11 protein-coding genes are annotated in these 14235 nt (G+C 65.0%); 5 read left to right on the top strand and 6 right to left on the bottom strand.

Going from position 1 to position 14235, the window contains the following annotated elements; all coding sequences use genetic code 11:
- Window positions 1-92 precede the first annotated feature (92 nt).
- Both OX460_RS27015 and OX460_RS27010 read left to right on the top strand, forming a co-directional pair.
- Window positions 93-803 (top strand): heavy metal response regulator transcription factor, encoded by a 711-nt coding sequence (locus OX460_RS27015; protein WP_289900505.1) that lies wholly within the window; start codon window positions 93-95, stop codon window positions 801-803.
- A complete protein-coding gene (locus OX460_RS27010) occupies window positions 800-2209 on the top strand; it encodes a heavy metal sensor histidine kinase (protein WP_289900504.1) in 1410 nt (469 codons plus the stop codon). Before OX460_RS27015 ends, OX460_RS27010 begins: the two co-directional genes overlap by 4 nt.
- Window positions 2210-2347: 138 nt before the next feature.
- On the opposite strand, the gene OX460_RS27005 is transcribed toward OX460_RS27010, so the two are convergent.
- The 3 genes from OX460_RS27005 to OX460_RS26995 all read right to left on the bottom strand — a co-directional run bounded on the left by OX460_RS27005 (window position 2348) and on the right by OX460_RS26995 (window position 8671).
- The gene (locus OX460_RS27005; RefSeq protein WP_289900503.1) at window positions 2348-5686 is read right to left on the bottom strand and encodes an AAA domain-containing protein; all 3339 of its coding nucleotides are present in this window, start codon (window positions 5684-5686) and stop codon (window positions 2348-2350) included.
- Between the two features lie 174 nt (window positions 5687-5860).
- On the bottom strand, window positions 5861-7573 hold the full coding sequence (locus OX460_RS27000) for a methyl-accepting chemotaxis protein (protein ID WP_289900502.1): 1713 nt from the start codon (window positions 7571-7573) through the stop codon (window positions 5861-5863).
- A gap of 207 nt (window positions 7574-7780) precedes the next feature.
- Entirely contained in the window at window positions 7781-8671 is an 891-nt protein-coding gene (locus tag OX460_RS26995) for a LysR family transcriptional regulator (protein ID WP_289900501.1), read from the bottom strand.
- A gap of 124 nt (window positions 8672-8795) precedes the next feature.
- Between OX460_RS26995 and OX460_RS26990 the strand changes: the two genes are divergently transcribed.
- Both OX460_RS26990 and OX460_RS26985 read left to right on the top strand, forming a co-directional pair.
- On the top strand, window positions 8796-9977 hold the full coding sequence (locus tag OX460_RS26990; RefSeq protein WP_289900500.1) for a serine hydrolase domain-containing protein: 1182 nt from the start codon (window positions 8796-8798) through the stop codon (window positions 9975-9977).
- A complete protein-coding gene (locus OX460_RS26985; RefSeq protein ID WP_289900499.1) occupies window positions 9974-11164 on the top strand; it encodes an MFS transporter in 1191 nt (396 codons plus the stop codon). Before OX460_RS26990 ends, OX460_RS26985 begins: the two co-directional genes overlap by 4 nt.
- On the opposite strand, the gene OX460_RS26980 is transcribed toward OX460_RS26985, so the two are convergent.
- The 3 genes from OX460_RS26980 to OX460_RS26970 all read right to left on the bottom strand — a co-directional run bounded on the left by OX460_RS26980 (window position 11129) and on the right by OX460_RS26970 (window position 13210).
- The gene (locus OX460_RS26980) at window positions 11129-11674 is read right to left on the bottom strand and encodes a DinB family protein (protein ID WP_289900498.1); all 546 of its coding nucleotides are present in this window, start codon (window positions 11672-11674) and stop codon (window positions 11129-11131) included. The two genes, OX460_RS26985 and OX460_RS26980, sit on opposite strands and share 36 nt — an antisense overlap.
- Window positions 11675-11705: 31 nt before the next feature.
- Entirely contained in the window at window positions 11706-12305 is a 600-nt protein-coding gene (locus OX460_RS26975; RefSeq protein ID WP_077398149.1) for a MarC family protein, read from the bottom strand.
- Window positions 12306-12421: 116 nt separating this feature from the next.
- Complete coding sequence (locus tag OX460_RS26970) at window positions 12422-13210, bottom strand: helix-turn-helix transcriptional regulator (RefSeq protein WP_289900497.1); 789 nt, start codon at window positions 13208-13210, stop codon at window positions 12422-12424.
- Window positions 13211-13311: 101 nt separating this feature from the next.
- On the opposite strand from OX460_RS26970, the gene OX460_RS26965 reads away from it, so the two are divergent.
- The gene (locus OX460_RS26965; protein WP_289900496.1) at window positions 13312-14226 is read left to right on the top strand and encodes a DMT family transporter; all 915 of its coding nucleotides are present in this window, start codon (window positions 13312-13314) and stop codon (window positions 14224-14226) included.
- Window positions 14227-14235 lie beyond the last annotated feature (9 nt).

Genomic DNA, 14235 nt, shown 5'->3' with positions numbered 1-14235 from the left:
TACGGGAAGATGATCGCCGCATGACATTTTTATCATCCGCGGCGGCGTGCGTGCGGCGTAAAATGGTTTCATATTCCCATTAGAAAGTCGCCATGCGCATCCTGGTCATTGAAGACGAACCGAAGACGGGCGACTACCTGTTGCGCGGCCTGGCCGAGTCCGGTTTCACGGTGAGCCTGGCGCGCAACGGCCGCGACGGCCTGCACATGGCCGGCAGCGAGGCGCCCGATCTCATCGTGCTCGACGTCATGCTGCCCATCATGGATGGCTGGCAAGTCTTGCGCGCACTGCGGCTGCAGGAAGGCGGCGCCGACGTGCCCGTGATTTTCCTCACGGCGCGCGACGAGGTGCAGGACCGGGTCAAGGGGCTGGAACTGGGCGCCGACGATTACCTGGTGAAACCGTTTGCCTTTGCCGAACTGGTGGCGCGCATCCGCACCCTGTTGCGCCGGGGCCCGCCGCGTGAAGACGACGTGATCCGCATCGGCGACATGGAAATCGATGTGATGAAACGCAAGGTCAGCCGGCAAGGCCAGCGCATCACCCTGACGGCCAAGGAATTCGGCTTGCTGCATCTGCTGGCGCGGCGCCAGGGCGAAGTGCTGTCGCGCTCCATCATCGCCTCGCAAGTGTGGGACATCAATTTCGAGAGCGACACCAACGTCATCGACGCGGCCATCCGCCGCCTGCGCAGCAAGCTCGACGATCCGTTCGAACCCAAGCTGATCCACACCTTGCGGGGCATGGGCTATGTCTGCGAATTGCGCGCGCCGACCGTATCCGACAACGGCGCCGACGCATGAAATTCTCGCAACTGCGCCGCTCGCTGACCCTGCGCGTCACGCTCGTGTTCGTGCTGATCGTGGCACTCGTGTCGGCCGGGCTGGGCATGCATCTGTACCGTTCATTTGTGGCGGAAATCGAGCGCCGCGACGATATTTTATTATTGGGAAAGCTGCGGCAAATCCAGCAATTGCTGGGCAATGCGGGCACCCTGGATATCATCCGCGAGCGGCCCCAGTATTTCCGCGACACCATGAGCGGGCAAGAGAATTCCCTGGTGCGCATCGTGCGCGCCGATGGCACGCGTTTGATCGATGTCAACCCGCACGGCGAGATGGTGGCGCATGCTGTTCCCGTGGCCGTCGATGTCCCCGTGACGGCCGGCGACATCGTCAGCTGGATCAGCCGCGACGGTTATCCGGCCAGGGTCGTGGCGGCCAGCGCGCGCATCGGCGATCCCGCGCAGATGGCCGACATTTCCGTCGCCCGGGTCTATGGCGACCGCACGGCCATGTTTGCCGCCTACCGCTGGCAGATCGTCGTATCGGTGGCCGTCAGCGCGCTGGTGGCGGCCTTGCTGGCCAGCGTGATGTTGTTGCGGGGATTGCGGCCGCTGCGCAATATCGCCGCGCATGCGGCTCTTGTGCGGCCGGGCAAGCTGGAGCAGCAACTCGATGCGCGCGGGGCGCCGACGGAGCTCTTGCCCTTGATCCAGGCGCTCAACGCCATGCTGGCGCGGCTGCAGGAAGGCTATGCGCGGCTGTCGCAGTTTTCCGCCGATCTCGCGCATGAATTCCGCACGCCCGTCACCAATCTGCTGGGGCAAAGCCAGGTCATGCTGGCCCGGCCCCGCAGTGCGCACGAGTATGAACAGCTGGTGTCGTCGAATGTGGAAGAGCTGGAGCGGCTGTCGCGCATGATCGACAGCATGCTGTTCCTGGCGCGGGCGCAGCAGGATGAAATGGTGCTCGTCAAGCAAGTCTTGCCCGTGCAGGACGAGTTTTTGCGCCTCGCTGATTTCTTTGAAGGCTTGGCCGAAGAGAGGGAGCTGGCGCTGGCGTGCCACGGCAGCGGCGCGGTGACGGCCGAGCCGCAACTGCTGCGCCGCGCGCTGGGCAATTTGCTGTCGAACGCCATCCGCCATGCGGCGCCCGGCAGCACGATACTGCTGCGTTCGTACGCGACGAACGAGGGTGTGGAATTGAGCGTGAGCAACCTCGGTCCCGCCATCCCCGCGCGCCACCTGCCGCACCTGTTCGAGCGCTTTTACCGCGCCGACCCGGCCCGCAGCGATTCGGCCGCTTCCACAGGCTTAGGATTGGCCATCGTCACGGCCATCATGCAGTTGCATGGCGGCAGCGCGAGCGTGGCGTCCGACGCGGCCGCCACGACGTTTACCCTTGTTTTCCCCGTTGAGAACGCCTGATAAAACCGTAGCGAGCACAAGAGAGGTTCGGCGCCCCCATTGTGTCGAGACGCGGAACTGTGCGCAGGCACGGGGCCGCCGAGGCAGTGAGCATCGGAGGCGGCAAACCGCGACGTGCAGCAGGTTTGCTCAGGTGTTCTACCCCATTTCCACCAAAAACTCATGCATGCCCGTATGCGGCAACTGCGCACACGCCGGCGCAAAGTGCGGCAACTGCCCCCACAGCAGCGGGTTGCCGACGATATACACGTAATGCTGCGCGCGCGTCAGGGCCACGTTGAGCAGGTTCGGCGTAGCCGCCGCCCATTGCGCGGCGCCGGCCGTGCTGTCGTCGGCGCCGAGGACCAGCATCACCACGCTTTGTTCCTTGCCCTGGAAGGTGTGCACGGTGCCCACCATCTGGCTGCTCCACTGGCGCAATTCGCGGGCCGTCGGCGCCTTGCCGTAACCGAGGCGGCGGTCCCAGTCCATGTCGACGATGCGCGAACGCAATTCGTTGCGCACGGCCTTGAACGGCGTGATCACATACATGTCGGGCAGCTTGCCGTCGCGGCGGTACAGCTTCAACAGCACTTCCAGCACGAAATCGAGCTGCACGGGCACCACCTGCTTGTAGCTGACGGGGCCGACGGCGTCGATCCAGCAACTGGGGCCTCGCGTCAGGCCCCGGGCGCCGGCCGGCGGCGTGCGCTCGGCCAGCCCGTAGACCATCTTGTCTTCGTAGGCGATGCTGTTGGCCAGCGAAAACATCGGTTCCACGCAGCGGCGGTGCACGCGCAGGGGGCTGCCTATCCACAGCGGCTGTGCGCTGCCGGCGCCGACGACGGCGCCATAACGGTTGGCCTTGTCGGCCAGGGTCTGCACGGATACGGACGTTGGCGCATAGCTGCCATCGCGCGTGTGCGGCGACAGGGCGGATAAGGTTTGCACGAGACGGCCCGGCACCGTGAATACGGGTTCGATCTGCAGCGGGTCGCCCACGACGACGGCGCGCTTGGCGCGCCACAGGCTGCCCAGCGCCGCTTGCGGCACGGCCTGGCCCGCTTCATCGATGAACAGCCAGCCCAGCGATTCGGGACCCATGCCCTGGAACTGGCGCGCGAACGAGGCAAACGTGGTCGACACGACGGGCACCACCATGAACAGGCTGTGCCACACCATGGCGATGTGCGACTGGTCGTAGGCGCGCTTGTTTTTCAGCAATTTGGAAACGGCCAGCAAGTTGCCGCCAAAGCCGGGTCCGCCCTTCTTTGCCACCTCGGCCAGCCACGCTTCATGCAGGGCCAGGGCCTTGGCGAACAGGCGCGAGCGCAGGCGGGCCAGCGCCGGTTCATGCCACAGGCCGCCAATTTGCAGGGCGTCGCCGTCCAGTTCATCCAAGGTAGCCGGCGCGATGATGGTGGGGAAACGCATGCGCGCGCGGCGCAGCAGTTCCGTGCTGTCATCCCATTCGCGCTGGCGCGATTGCGCCGTGCGCAGGGCGATGTGCAGGCTGTTGCGGGCGCGCTCGCAGCGTGGCTCCAGTTCGCCCTTCAGCAGCAGCTTGATGGCGGACACGTCGCGCGCGGCCTGGCGTTGCGCTTCGGCATTGGCGACGACGGCATCCTTGTAGGCACGCGCCGGGGCCGTGCGGAACAGGCGGGCAAAGAAACCGGGCTGCGTCAGCGCCACCAGGCGTTCCTCTTCCAGCAAATCCTTCTTGCTGGCGAGCAAGGTGTCCTGCTGCGTCAGCGCGCCGGACAGGGTGCCGTTGGCCGCATCCATTTCTTGTTCCGCGGCAATCAGCGCGTGTTGGCTGGCCTCGATGAAATCGGCCTCCGTGCAAGTGCCCACGGCTTGCCACAGGGCCGCGTATTGGGCGTGCTCGGCCAGGGCCTTTTCCACCACGTGTTCCGTCTCGCGAAATTCGCGCGCGGCCTGGGCGAAGCTGACGCCCTGGTAGCTGGCCAGCCACTGGCGGATATTCTGCGCGTTCGGCGTCTTGCGCGCCGTGCTCTTGTCCCAGTCGTCGTCATAGAAATTGCTGACGAAGCGGCGGCGGTTCGCGTTGTTGCCCAGCGCACAGGACATCAAACCCCACGGCGCTTCCGCCTCGCCCAGGGCGCGGTTGGCGCCATTGCCGTCCGCCACGACCCGGCGCGCCACGCTTTCGAAATAGCGCGTGCGCGCCCATTCCTTGCCCAGCTGCTTGGGTTTAGGTAAATCGCCGGAAATGTTTTCCACGGCCGCATTGTTCGACGAGGCGACGACCATTTCAAAGCCCGTCAGTTCCGGGCGCAAGCGGGCTATCGTGATGGGGTCGCGCACGCCTTCGAAGGCGACGGCCACCTTGCCGATGAAGGCGTCGCCGGCGCGGTCCAGGCAAGACAGCACGGCGGCGCGGCGCACGATGTTGTCGGCGAACAATTCACGCAACAAGGTCGTCTTGCCCGTGCCGGGCGGGCCGTTGACGGAAAAGATGCCCCGCTCGTGCAAGCCCGTGCGCGCGCCATGGATGGCGAACTGCTGCATCAGGCTCATGGCATAGCTGGCGTCTTCCAGCCAGTGCCCGCGGTTCATGTTGGCCGGATTGAGCATGGCGGCCAGCGCCTGGCGTCCTGCCGGGCTGTACAGGTCGATGCGCTCATCCTGCGCCAGCGGCGTCAGGTAGGCGGCGACCGTCGCGGGCAGCTTGCCGCCACGCAAGGCGCGGATGATCTGTTCCAGGTCGTCCAGGTAAAAACTGTTGAGGATATCGATCGAAGGTTCCACCGCGTCGCCGAAGTCCAGCGTGCGGTTCTGGCTGGTCTCCAGCGTATCGGCGTCCGTCGCGGCCACGCGTTTCTTGCGCGTGCGCAATTCCAGCACGGCCAGCGGCTGGCCGGCGGACGGGCGGAAACCGGCCCAGTCCATCAGCAGGTCGGCCAGCGCGGCGATTTCCATGCCGGACAGGGGTGACGAGACATTGCCTGCCTCGTCCGTCACGGGCTGCGGCGCGCGGCTTGCCGCGAAGTTGCGCAGGCTGTCTTGCAGCGCCAGCTGGCTGTCGCTGAAGGCGTCCAGGCTCAGGCCGGACCAGTCCGGCGTGCGGGCGCGGCCCAGGGCCCACGGCAAGGTCGACACGGACACGGGATCGAACTGTGGCTCGCCCAGCGCATTGAGGTTCAGGCGGGCAAAGCACGAGCGTCCCAGCAGTTCTGTTTTTTCTGTTTCGGCCATGTTTTCAGGGCCGTTGGCCGGCGGACAAGCCTTGTTGATTTCGGCCTTGTCGAACACGCCGAGGAACAGGCTGAAGCCGTCGATCTCGCGGTCGGACGGCACTTGCCATTGCGTGGCGAACTGCGGCGGCAATTGCGCCAGCTGTTCGCGCTGCAGGAGGCGCACGGTGGACGGGTCTTCAACGTCCGTGATTTGATTCAGGTCAAACGGGATAAAGAATTCGATCTTGTGCCAATACTCCAGGATAGCCAGGAGGCGCTGCTGTTCTGCCTGATTCATGATGACCAATATTTTGTAAAGCGAGCGAGGATTGTAAAGCGTATGCGCGGTGCACGTTTTGCACTTTTGCCTATTGCGCGGGCTTTGCCGCAAAAAAAGTGGCGATTGCGGACGAAAAAAAGCCAGGCAGCAACTTCCTGCCTGGCTTTCCCGTGGTGAGGATGTTGCTATTGGTTAAAACTCTTCCCATTCGCTCTCGGCGCCGGCATTGCTGCGGCGTGCCGGCGCGGCCGCGATGGCCTTGCGCGCGGGCGCGGGCCGGGCTGCGGGAGGCGCGATTTTCGCCGCCGCTGGTGCCGCTGCGGTGCGCACCGGCGTCAGCCTGGGTGCGCTGGCGACATGGTTGCCGGTTTTAAAGAAGCCCACGACGTGCGCCAGCTCGCCCGCCTGTTCCTGCATGCTTTGCGAAGCGGCGGCCGCTTCTTCCACCAGGGCCGCGTTTTGCTGCGTCACTTCATCCATCTGGGCAATGGCCATGTTGATTTGCTCGATGCCGATGGTCTGCTCGTGCGTGGCGGAAGTGATTTCGCCCATGATGTCGGTCACGCGCACGATGCTGTCGACGATGTCGCCCATGGTCTGGCCCGCTTCATTGACGAGGCGCGAACCCGTGTCCACGTTGGCGACGGACGCGGCGATCAGTTCCTTGATTTCCTTGGCGGCCGAGGCCGAACGGTGGGCCAGGTTGCGCACTTCCGTGGCCACGACGGCGAAGCCGCGTCCCTGTTCGCCCGCGCGCGCCGCTTCCACGGCCGCGTTCAAGGCCAGGATGTTCGTCTGGAAGGCGATGCCGTCGATGACGCCGATGATGTCGACGATCTTGCGCGACGATGCATTGATGGTGCCCATGGTGTCGACCACTTGCGAAACGATGCTGCCGCCGCGCACGGCCACTTCCGACGCGCTTTTCGCCAGCTGGTTCGCCTGGCGCGCATTGTCCGCGTTCTGTTTCACAGTCGAGGTCAGCTCTTCCATGGCCGACGCCGTTTCTTCCAGCGAACTGGCTTGCTCTTCCGTGCGTGACGACAGGTCGAGGTTGCCTGCGGCAATTTCGCTCGACGCCGTGGAAATCGCCTCCGTGCCGTGGCGCACTTGCGCCACCACGCCCAGCAAGCTCGTGTTCATGGCTTTCAGGGCGCCCAGCAGGCGGCCCGTTTCATCGCTGGAATTGACGACGATGTGCGACGACAAGTCGCCCGAGGCCACAGTTTCGGCCACGCTGACGGCCGCATTGATGGGCTGGGTGATCGAGCGCGTGATGATCCAGGCAACGAAGGCGCCCAGCAGCACGGCCACGCTGCCCAGGGCTATCATGGAAGCGCGCGCGCTCGTGCTCAGCGTTTCGGCGTCCGTCGCCGCCTGCGCCGCCTGCTGCGCTTCATAGGCGACCAGGCTGTCGAGCGCGCCCAGCACGATCTTCAAGCTCGGTGCCGCCTGCTGCGTCAAAAAGGCGATCGCTTCTTCCGTCTGGCCCGCATTGCGCAGCTCGATGACCTTGTTGTTCAGCGGCGCGCCCGATTTCAGGGCCGCGTCCAGCTCGGCCATCAGCGCCGTTTCCTTGTCCGTCGAAATCTTCTTTTGCAAGGTTTCCTTGGCGGCGCCGTATTTCTTGCGCGCTTCGCCGATCTTGGCCAGTTCCGCCTGCACCAGCGCTTCCGTCGGCGCCACCACAATGCTCGTGATCGCCAGGGTAATGTTGCGCACGTTGTCGCTCATGGTATTGGCGGCCGCCATCTTGACGTTCTTGTCGGCCACGATGTCGTGCGTGCGCGCGCTCAGTTGCCCCATGGAATACAGGCCGACGAGCAAGACGGCCACCAGCAGGCCGAGGACGACAGCAAACCCGATCCCGAGCCGGGTGCCGATTTTGAATTGTGTGAGTGACATGATTGCTTTCGTGTTGCGGAAGTGAAGGAAAACGTCGACAGGCCAGGGCTACGGGTTTATACGTAAGGGCGACCAGCCTGTAATTGTTCCTCAAAATTCCGCACTGCAATACAAAAACTTGTATCAAGTCCCCGAAAAGTTTAAAAATTGGTAGCAAATTAAATAAGTTGTCGTGTGGAAACAACGAGCGCGGCGCCGGACGCGGACTCAGCTTTCCGGAAACACGTGCGTGGCCAGGAAGTCGATGAAGGCGCGCAGTTTCGGCGTCAGGTGGCGGCTGCTGGGCCACAGGATGCGAAAGGTCCCGTCGTGCCGGCGGTGCGCGTCCAGCACTGGCTGCAAGCGGCCGCTAGCGAGCGCCGCGCGCACGGCAAAGTCGGGCAGGGCGGCGATGCCCAGGCCGCTTTCGGCAAAGTGCAGCAGGGTCTCGACATTGTTGCAGTTCAGTAGCGCCGGCAAGCCGGCCGCCTGCAAGGCGGGCCATTCGGCCAAAGGCCAGGCCTCGACCTTGCCGCTGCTGGGAAACTTGTACAGCAAACAAGTGTGCTGCGCCAGGTCGGCGGGCAGCGCCGGTGTGCCGTTGCGCGCCAGATAGGCGGGCGCGGCCACCAGCTGCAGCTGGAACTGGCCCAGCTGGCGGCTCATCAACCGGCTGTCGGCGCTTTCGCCCGCGCGTACGACGGCGTCGTAGCCTTCCTCGATGACATCGACCCGGCGGTCGCTGAAATCGAGGTCGAGCTCCACCAGCGGATAGGCGCGCGCAAAGGCCGCCAGCACAGGATTGAGCAGGCTGCCCACTTGCGGCAGGCTGACGCGCAGCCGGCCTCGGGGCGCGCTTTTGCTGTTCGACAACTCCAGCTCGGCCGCCTCGACCTCGCCCAGGATACGCCGGCAGCGTTCGAGAAACACCGTGCCTTCGCTCGTCAGCGCGATGCTGCGCGTGCTGCGCTGAAACAGGCGCACGTCCAGGCGCTGTTCCAGCCGCGCGATGCTCTTGCCTACGGCCGAGGCGGAAATGCCCAGCACCCGGCCCGCCGCCACGAAACTGCGCGTTTCGGCCGCCTGCACGAAGGCCGTGAATCCCGCCAGGTTATCCATGTCGTTTCCGTTTCATTACCGTTGATTGCGGATGTCAGCGTCCGCACAGACAGAAACTATAGCCTGTTTTTCTTTGATCGCGCCTGGCTTACCTTGGCAGCCTGATCATTTGAAAGGCTCAGCCATGATGTACAACTTCTCTCCCGCGGCCATGTCCGGCCGCATCGATGCCTTGCTGAACCTTGTTTTGCAGCAGCAGCGCCTGGCGGGCGCCGTGGTGCTCGTGCGCCACCGTGGCCAGGACGTGTATCGCCGCGCGGCCGGCCACCTGGACCGCGAGGCGGGCACGCCCATGGTTGAGGACGCCATCTTCCGCCTGGCGTCCGTCAGCAAACCCATCGTCTCGACGGCCGCGCTGGCGCTGGTGGGGCAGCAGCGCCTGGGGCTGGACGACCTGGTGGCGCGCTGGCTGCCGTATTTTGCGCCGTGCCAGCCGGACGGCGCCGTGGCGGCGATGACCGTGCGGCACTTGCTCACGCACATGGCTGGCCTCGACTACGGTTTCTTCCAGCCGCCGGGCGGCGAGTATGCGCAGGCCGGGGTGTCGGACGGCATGGATGCCTCCCGTATTTCCCTGGAGGATAACCTGCGCCGCCTGGCCAGCGTGCCGCTCGCATATGCGCCGGGCGAGCGCTGGGCGTATTCGATCGCCACCGACGTGCTGGGCGCCGTGATCGAAGCGGTGACGGGCTTGCCGCTGGCGCACGCCGTGCAACACCTGGTGACGGCGCCGCTGGCCATGCGCGACACGGGTTTTTTTACTGCGGACCCGGCGCGCCTGGCCGTCGCCTATGCGGACCGCGCAGCGGGAGAATCCCGGCCGCGCCGTTTGCTGGACGTGGGGGAAGACCATCTGCCGTTTCTCGATGGCATGGCAGGTTTTACCTTGTCGCCGGCCCGTGCCCGCGATGCGCACGCCTACCCGTCCGGCGGCGCCGGCATGGTCGGTTCCGCCCCCGACTTCATGTGCCTGCTGGAAACCTTGCGGCTGGGCGGCGCGCCGCTGTTGCCGCCAGCGCTGGCGCGCCAGATGGGCGAAAGCCAGACGGGGGATTTCGACTTGCCGTTCTGGCCCGGCCGCGGCTTCGGCCTGGGTTTTACCGTGCTGACGGACCCGCAACTGGCCGCCACGCCCGAGTCGGCTGGCAGCTGGCGCATGGGCGGCACGTATGGCCACTCGTGGTTTGTTGATCCTGCGCAAGAATTGTCCGTGGTGGCGTTCACGAATACGGCATTGGAGGGCATGGCGGGGCCGTTCGTGACGGAGTTGTGCCAGGCAGTGTATGGCGTGGAGCAGGGGCAATGACCCGCCCGCATCCTATCGTCTTCCTCGCGCTGGGCTTGTTCGGCGTGTATTGCATCGAGTTTGGCGTGGTGGGTATCTTGCCGATGATCATGCGGCGCTATGCCGTGACGGCCGCGCAGGCGGGCTCGCTGGTGAGCCTGTTCGCCCTGGTGATCGCCGTGGGCGGCCCCTTCCTCGTGCTGCTGGCCACGTGCTGGCGCCGCAAGAACGTGCTGATCGTCTCGCTGCTCGTGTTCGCGCTGGCCAGCGCGGCGTCCGCCTATGCGCCCCGCTTCGAACTGCTGCTGGCGCTGCGCATCGTGCCGGCCCTGTTCCATCCCGTGTATTTCTCGCTGGCCATGGTGGCGGCTGCCGCCCTGTATCCGCCACGCGATGCGGCGCGGGCCGGCGCGCATGCGTTCACGGGCACCAGCATGGGCATGGTGCTGGGCATCCCGCTCACCACCTGGATCGCCGCGCAGTATGGCTATGAGGCATCGTTCCTTGCCTGCGCCCTCGTCAACGCGCTGGCCGCGCTGGGGCTGTTCCTGTTCTTGCCGGACACGCCGCGCGAGGCGCCGATGGCGTATGGCCGCCAGCTGGCCGTGCTGCGCAAACCCGCCTTGTGGCTCGCGATTGCCGCCGCCGTGCTGGTGTTTGCCGCCATGTTTGCCGTGTATGCGTATGCGGCCGCTTACCTGCAGCAGGTGGCGGGTTTGTCGGCGCGCCAGACGGGGCTGGCGCTGGTGGTGTTTGGCGTGGGCGGCGTGGCGGGCAATCTGTTCGCCGGGCGCCAGTTGGGCACGCATGTGCTGCGCACGGTGGTGCTACAGCCACTGCTGCTGGGGCTGGCGTACTGGCTGCTGTACCGCCATGCGGGAGCTGGTCTCGGCTGGGCGGCGCTGGCCATCTTGCTGCTGTTCTGGGGCGCGGCGCACACGAGCGGACTGATCGTCACGCAAGTGTGGCTCAGCAGCGAAGCGCGCGAGGCGCCCGCGTTCGCCATCGGCGTGTATATCGCCGCCATCAACCTGGGCGTGACGGTGGGCGCACTGGCAGGCGGCGTGGCCATCGCCCGCTACGGCATGCCGGGGGCGCTGGCTTGCGGCGGGCTGTTCGGTGCGCTGGCGCTGGGCTTGATCTTGCTCAAGGCGTGGCGCTACCGCCCATCGTCAGTCTTGAATATGGTTGGGGATGCGAAACAGTAGATCCGTGTCGCCGATGTCCACGCCCGCCTGCGACAGCAGGGTGCTGGCCTGGCCCCGGTGATGGGTCTGGTGATTGAAGAAATGCATGAGCAGGCTGAAAAATTCGCGCCGGTTCGGCCCCTTGCTGTTGCGGTAATCGAGCAAGTGGTCCAGGTCTTCTTCGCGGATGGAGGCGGCCCAGTCGACGATGAGCCGGTCCAGCCATTGCCGGTGCGCATGCATGGCGGCAAAATCCTCGGCCGCGAACAGCGGGTGCGTGAGCGACGCGGGCGGCGTGATGGCGCGGATGGGGTCGAGCAGGGGGAAGCCGGCCGGGTGCTTCGCATAGCGCTGCAGCCAAAGCGTGTCGCCCACCATCACGTGGTTCAGGGTGGCCAGCAGGGAACCGAAGAAGGCGCCCCGCTCGCGTTGCAGCTCTTCGGGCGGCAGGCTGGCCGCCGCCGCGTAGACCTTGGCATTCATCCACTGGTTGTAATCGGCCATCAGGCAAAGGTGGGCGCAACGGCTCATGCTGGACTCCTTCAGTGGATGAATGACTATGTTAAACGGATTTCAGGAACGCCCGTATGCCGGCGAGCAACATTTCAATGGCCATCGCCGTCAGGATCAAGCCCATCAGGCGTTCAAACGCCGTCATGACCCTTGGACCGAGCGCCCGTTGCAAGCGTTCCGCGCACAGGAAGACGGCCAGCCAGACGGCGGCCACGGCCGTCAAGCCCGCCACGTGGGCGATGACGTCGTTCATTTCATGCGAGGAAAACAGCAAGACGGTCGCCAGGGCCGACGGGCCGGCCAGCGCGGGGATGGCCAGCGGCACGATGAACGGTTCGCCGCCCATCTCGTGGTCGCTATTGCCGGCGTTGGGCTGCGGAAACACCATGCGCATGGCGATCAGGAACAGGATCACGCCGCCGCCGATGCGCAGGGCGACTTCCGACAATTGCAAGGCGTTCAGGAAATGGCGACCGAAGAACATAAACAGCAGCAAGATGCCGAAGGCGATCATGCACTCGCGCACCACGACTTTCCAGCGCCGCTCGACCGGCACACGCTTGAGGGCATTGACGAACAGGGAAACGTTGCCGAACGGATCGGTGACGAGCAAGAGCAGGATAAAAGTCTGGAAGAAATTCTGTGTCATGGTGGTGTGATTGAGGTCAACACCGCTGCCAGGATGGGCGCGGTGCGATAAGGCTTGCGATGATAACAAGAGCGGCGGCTATCGCCCATGATTATTGATGCATAGCAGCATTTTTTTTACGCAGCGATGACTTTTGCCTGGTAAAACGCGGTGGGCGTGGTGCCGAAGTGCTTCCTGAACATGGCGGTGAACGCACTTTGGCTCGTGTAGCCATTGTCCATGGCCACGTCGATGACCTTGCTGCCGTGCGCCAATTGTTCCAGCGCCCGCAGCAAGCGCGCCTGCTGGCGCCACTGGCCAAAGCGCATGCCCGTCTGTTTCTGGAACAAGCGGTGCAGGCTGCGCTCGGTGATCGCTAATTCCTGCGCCCAGTGCGCCACCGTCTGCTGTTCGCCCGGTTGCTCCATCAGCCGCGCGCAAATGCCGCGCAGGCGCGCATCGATGGGCAGCGGCAGATACAGGGGTAGCACGGGCAGGCTGTCGAGCTCGTGCAACAGCAATTGCAGCAGATGCCAGTCGCGGCTGCCTTCCGTGAAATCGGGCGCGATGTCGACGGCCGCCACGATCAGTTGCCGCAGCAGGGGGCTGATGTCGAGCACGCAACTGTGGCGCGGCAGTAATGGCGAGCTGGCGCAATCGATGAAGACGGTGCGCATTTTCACGGCGCCGCTCATGCGCACCTGGTGCGCGATGCCGGGCTGCAACCACACGCCGCGCGTGGGCGGCACCACCCAGCGCCCGCCCTGGGCTTCGATGGTCATCACGCCTTCGATGGCGTACAGCAATTGCGCATGCGTGTGGCGGTGCACGGAAATCACGTGGCCATGCGCATAGTCGACGGCCAGCGCCATGGCGCGCGCCGTGACGGGCAGCAATTCCTGAAAGGCGGCGGAGGAACAATCCATGAAAGAGGGTCAGTTTTGCGACAGGTATGGACATCTTAGCGCGAGAAAGCGCGGCGCGCCTGCGGCATGATGGTTCCCCGCAACTATTCCCGGAGTAACACATGCCCGTGCGCGCCTATCTGTACCCGTTCCTGGCCATGCTGCTGTGGGCCGGCAACGTCGTCGTCTCGAAACTGGCCGCGTCCAGCATCGCCCCCACGGCTATCACTTTTTACCGCCTGGTGCTGGTCTTGCTGGTGATGACGCCGTTTATCGCCCGTCCCCTGTGGCGCAACCGCACCGCCCTGCGCCGCCAGTGGTGGCAGCTGGCCCTGTGCGGCGTGATGTCGATGGCCCTGTTCCAGAGCCTGTCCTACCGCGCCGCCGAATCGACGACGGCGACGAATATGGCCATTGTCACGGCGCTGGCGCCCCTGATGACGGCCCTGCTCAGCGTGCTGCTGCTGGGCGAACGCTTGACGCTGGGCATGGCGGCCGGCGGTGTGCTGTCGTTTGGCGGCTTGCTGTACCTGGTGGGGCGCGGCGACGTGCTGGCCTTGCTGCAGCAGGGCGTGCATGCGGGCGATGCGCTGATGCTGCTGGCTTGCTTGGTCTTTGCTTTGTACGGCGTGCTGCTGCGCCGCTGGCGTTTATCGATTCCCGCCTGGCAAGCCATTTATTGCCAGGCGCTGGCGGCACTGGCGTGCATGCTGCCGCTGTTCCTGCTGTTGCCGCCCGGCAGCGCCAGGCTGGACGCCACCACCTTGCCGCTGATTGGCTATGCGGGCATCGGTTCGTCCATCGTGCTGTCCTACCTGTGGATCGAAGGCGTAAAACTGCTGGGGCCGAACCGCTGCAGCATTTACGTCAACCTGCTGCCTTTGCTGACGGCCTTGCTGGCCATCGTCTGGTTGCACGAAAGCATGCATATGTACCACCTGGTCGGCGGCGGGATTTCGCTGCTGGGCGTGCTGCTGGCGCAGACGGTGCAGCGGCCCCTGTGGCGCCAGCGTCCTCGCGTGTCCGGTCTTGCCTGAATGGCCATG

This window comes from Janthinobacterium sp. SUN033, assembly GCF_030397595.1.
In the GTDB taxonomy this organism is placed as follows: Bacteria; Pseudomonadota; Gammaproteobacteria; order Burkholderiales; family Burkholderiaceae_D; genus Janthinobacterium; species Janthinobacterium kumbetense.
The sequence above is the reverse complement of the archived record's forward strand: the minus strand, read 5'-3'. Positions and strand labels throughout refer to the sequence as shown.

Coding starts and splice junctions, on each gene's coding strand:
- OX460_RS27005 (WP_289900503.1), bottom strand. CDS start 5,686: ATGAATCAGGCAGAACAGCAGCGCCTCCTGGCTATCCTGGAGTATTGG.
- OX460_RS27010 (WP_289900504.1), top strand. CDS start 800: ATGAAATTCTCGCAACTGCGCCGCTCGCTGACCCTGCGCGTCACGCTC.
- OX460_RS26980 (WP_289900498.1), bottom strand. CDS start 11,674: ATGAGCCGTTGCGCCCACCTTTGCCTGATGGCCGATTACAACCAGTGG.
- OX460_RS26965 (WP_289900496.1), top strand. CDS start 13,312: ATGCCCGTGCGCGCCTATCTGTACCCGTTCCTGGCCATGCTGCTGTGG.
- OX460_RS26970 (WP_289900497.1), bottom strand. CDS start 13,210: ATGGATTGTTCCTCCGCCGCCTTTCAGGAATTGCTGCCCGTCACGGCG.
- OX460_RS26995 (WP_289900501.1), bottom strand. CDS start 8,671: ATGGATAACCTGGCGGGATTCACGGCCTTCGTGCAGGCGGCCGAAACG.
- OX460_RS27015 (WP_289900505.1), top strand. CDS start 93: ATGCGCATCCTGGTCATTGAAGACGAACCGAAGACGGGCGACTACCTG.
- OX460_RS27000 (WP_289900502.1), bottom strand. CDS start 7,573: ATGTCACTCACACAATTCAAAATCGGCACCCGGCTCGGGATCGGGTTT.
- OX460_RS26975 (WP_077398149.1), bottom strand. CDS start 12,305: ATGACACAGAATTTCTTCCAGACTTTTATCCTGCTCTTGCTCGTCACC.
- OX460_RS26985 (WP_289900499.1), top strand. CDS start 9,974: ATGACCCGCCCGCATCCTATCGTCTTCCTCGCGCTGGGCTTGTTCGGC.
- OX460_RS26990 (WP_289900500.1), top strand. CDS start 8,796: ATGATGTACAACTTCTCTCCCGCGGCCATGTCCGGCCGCATCGATGCC.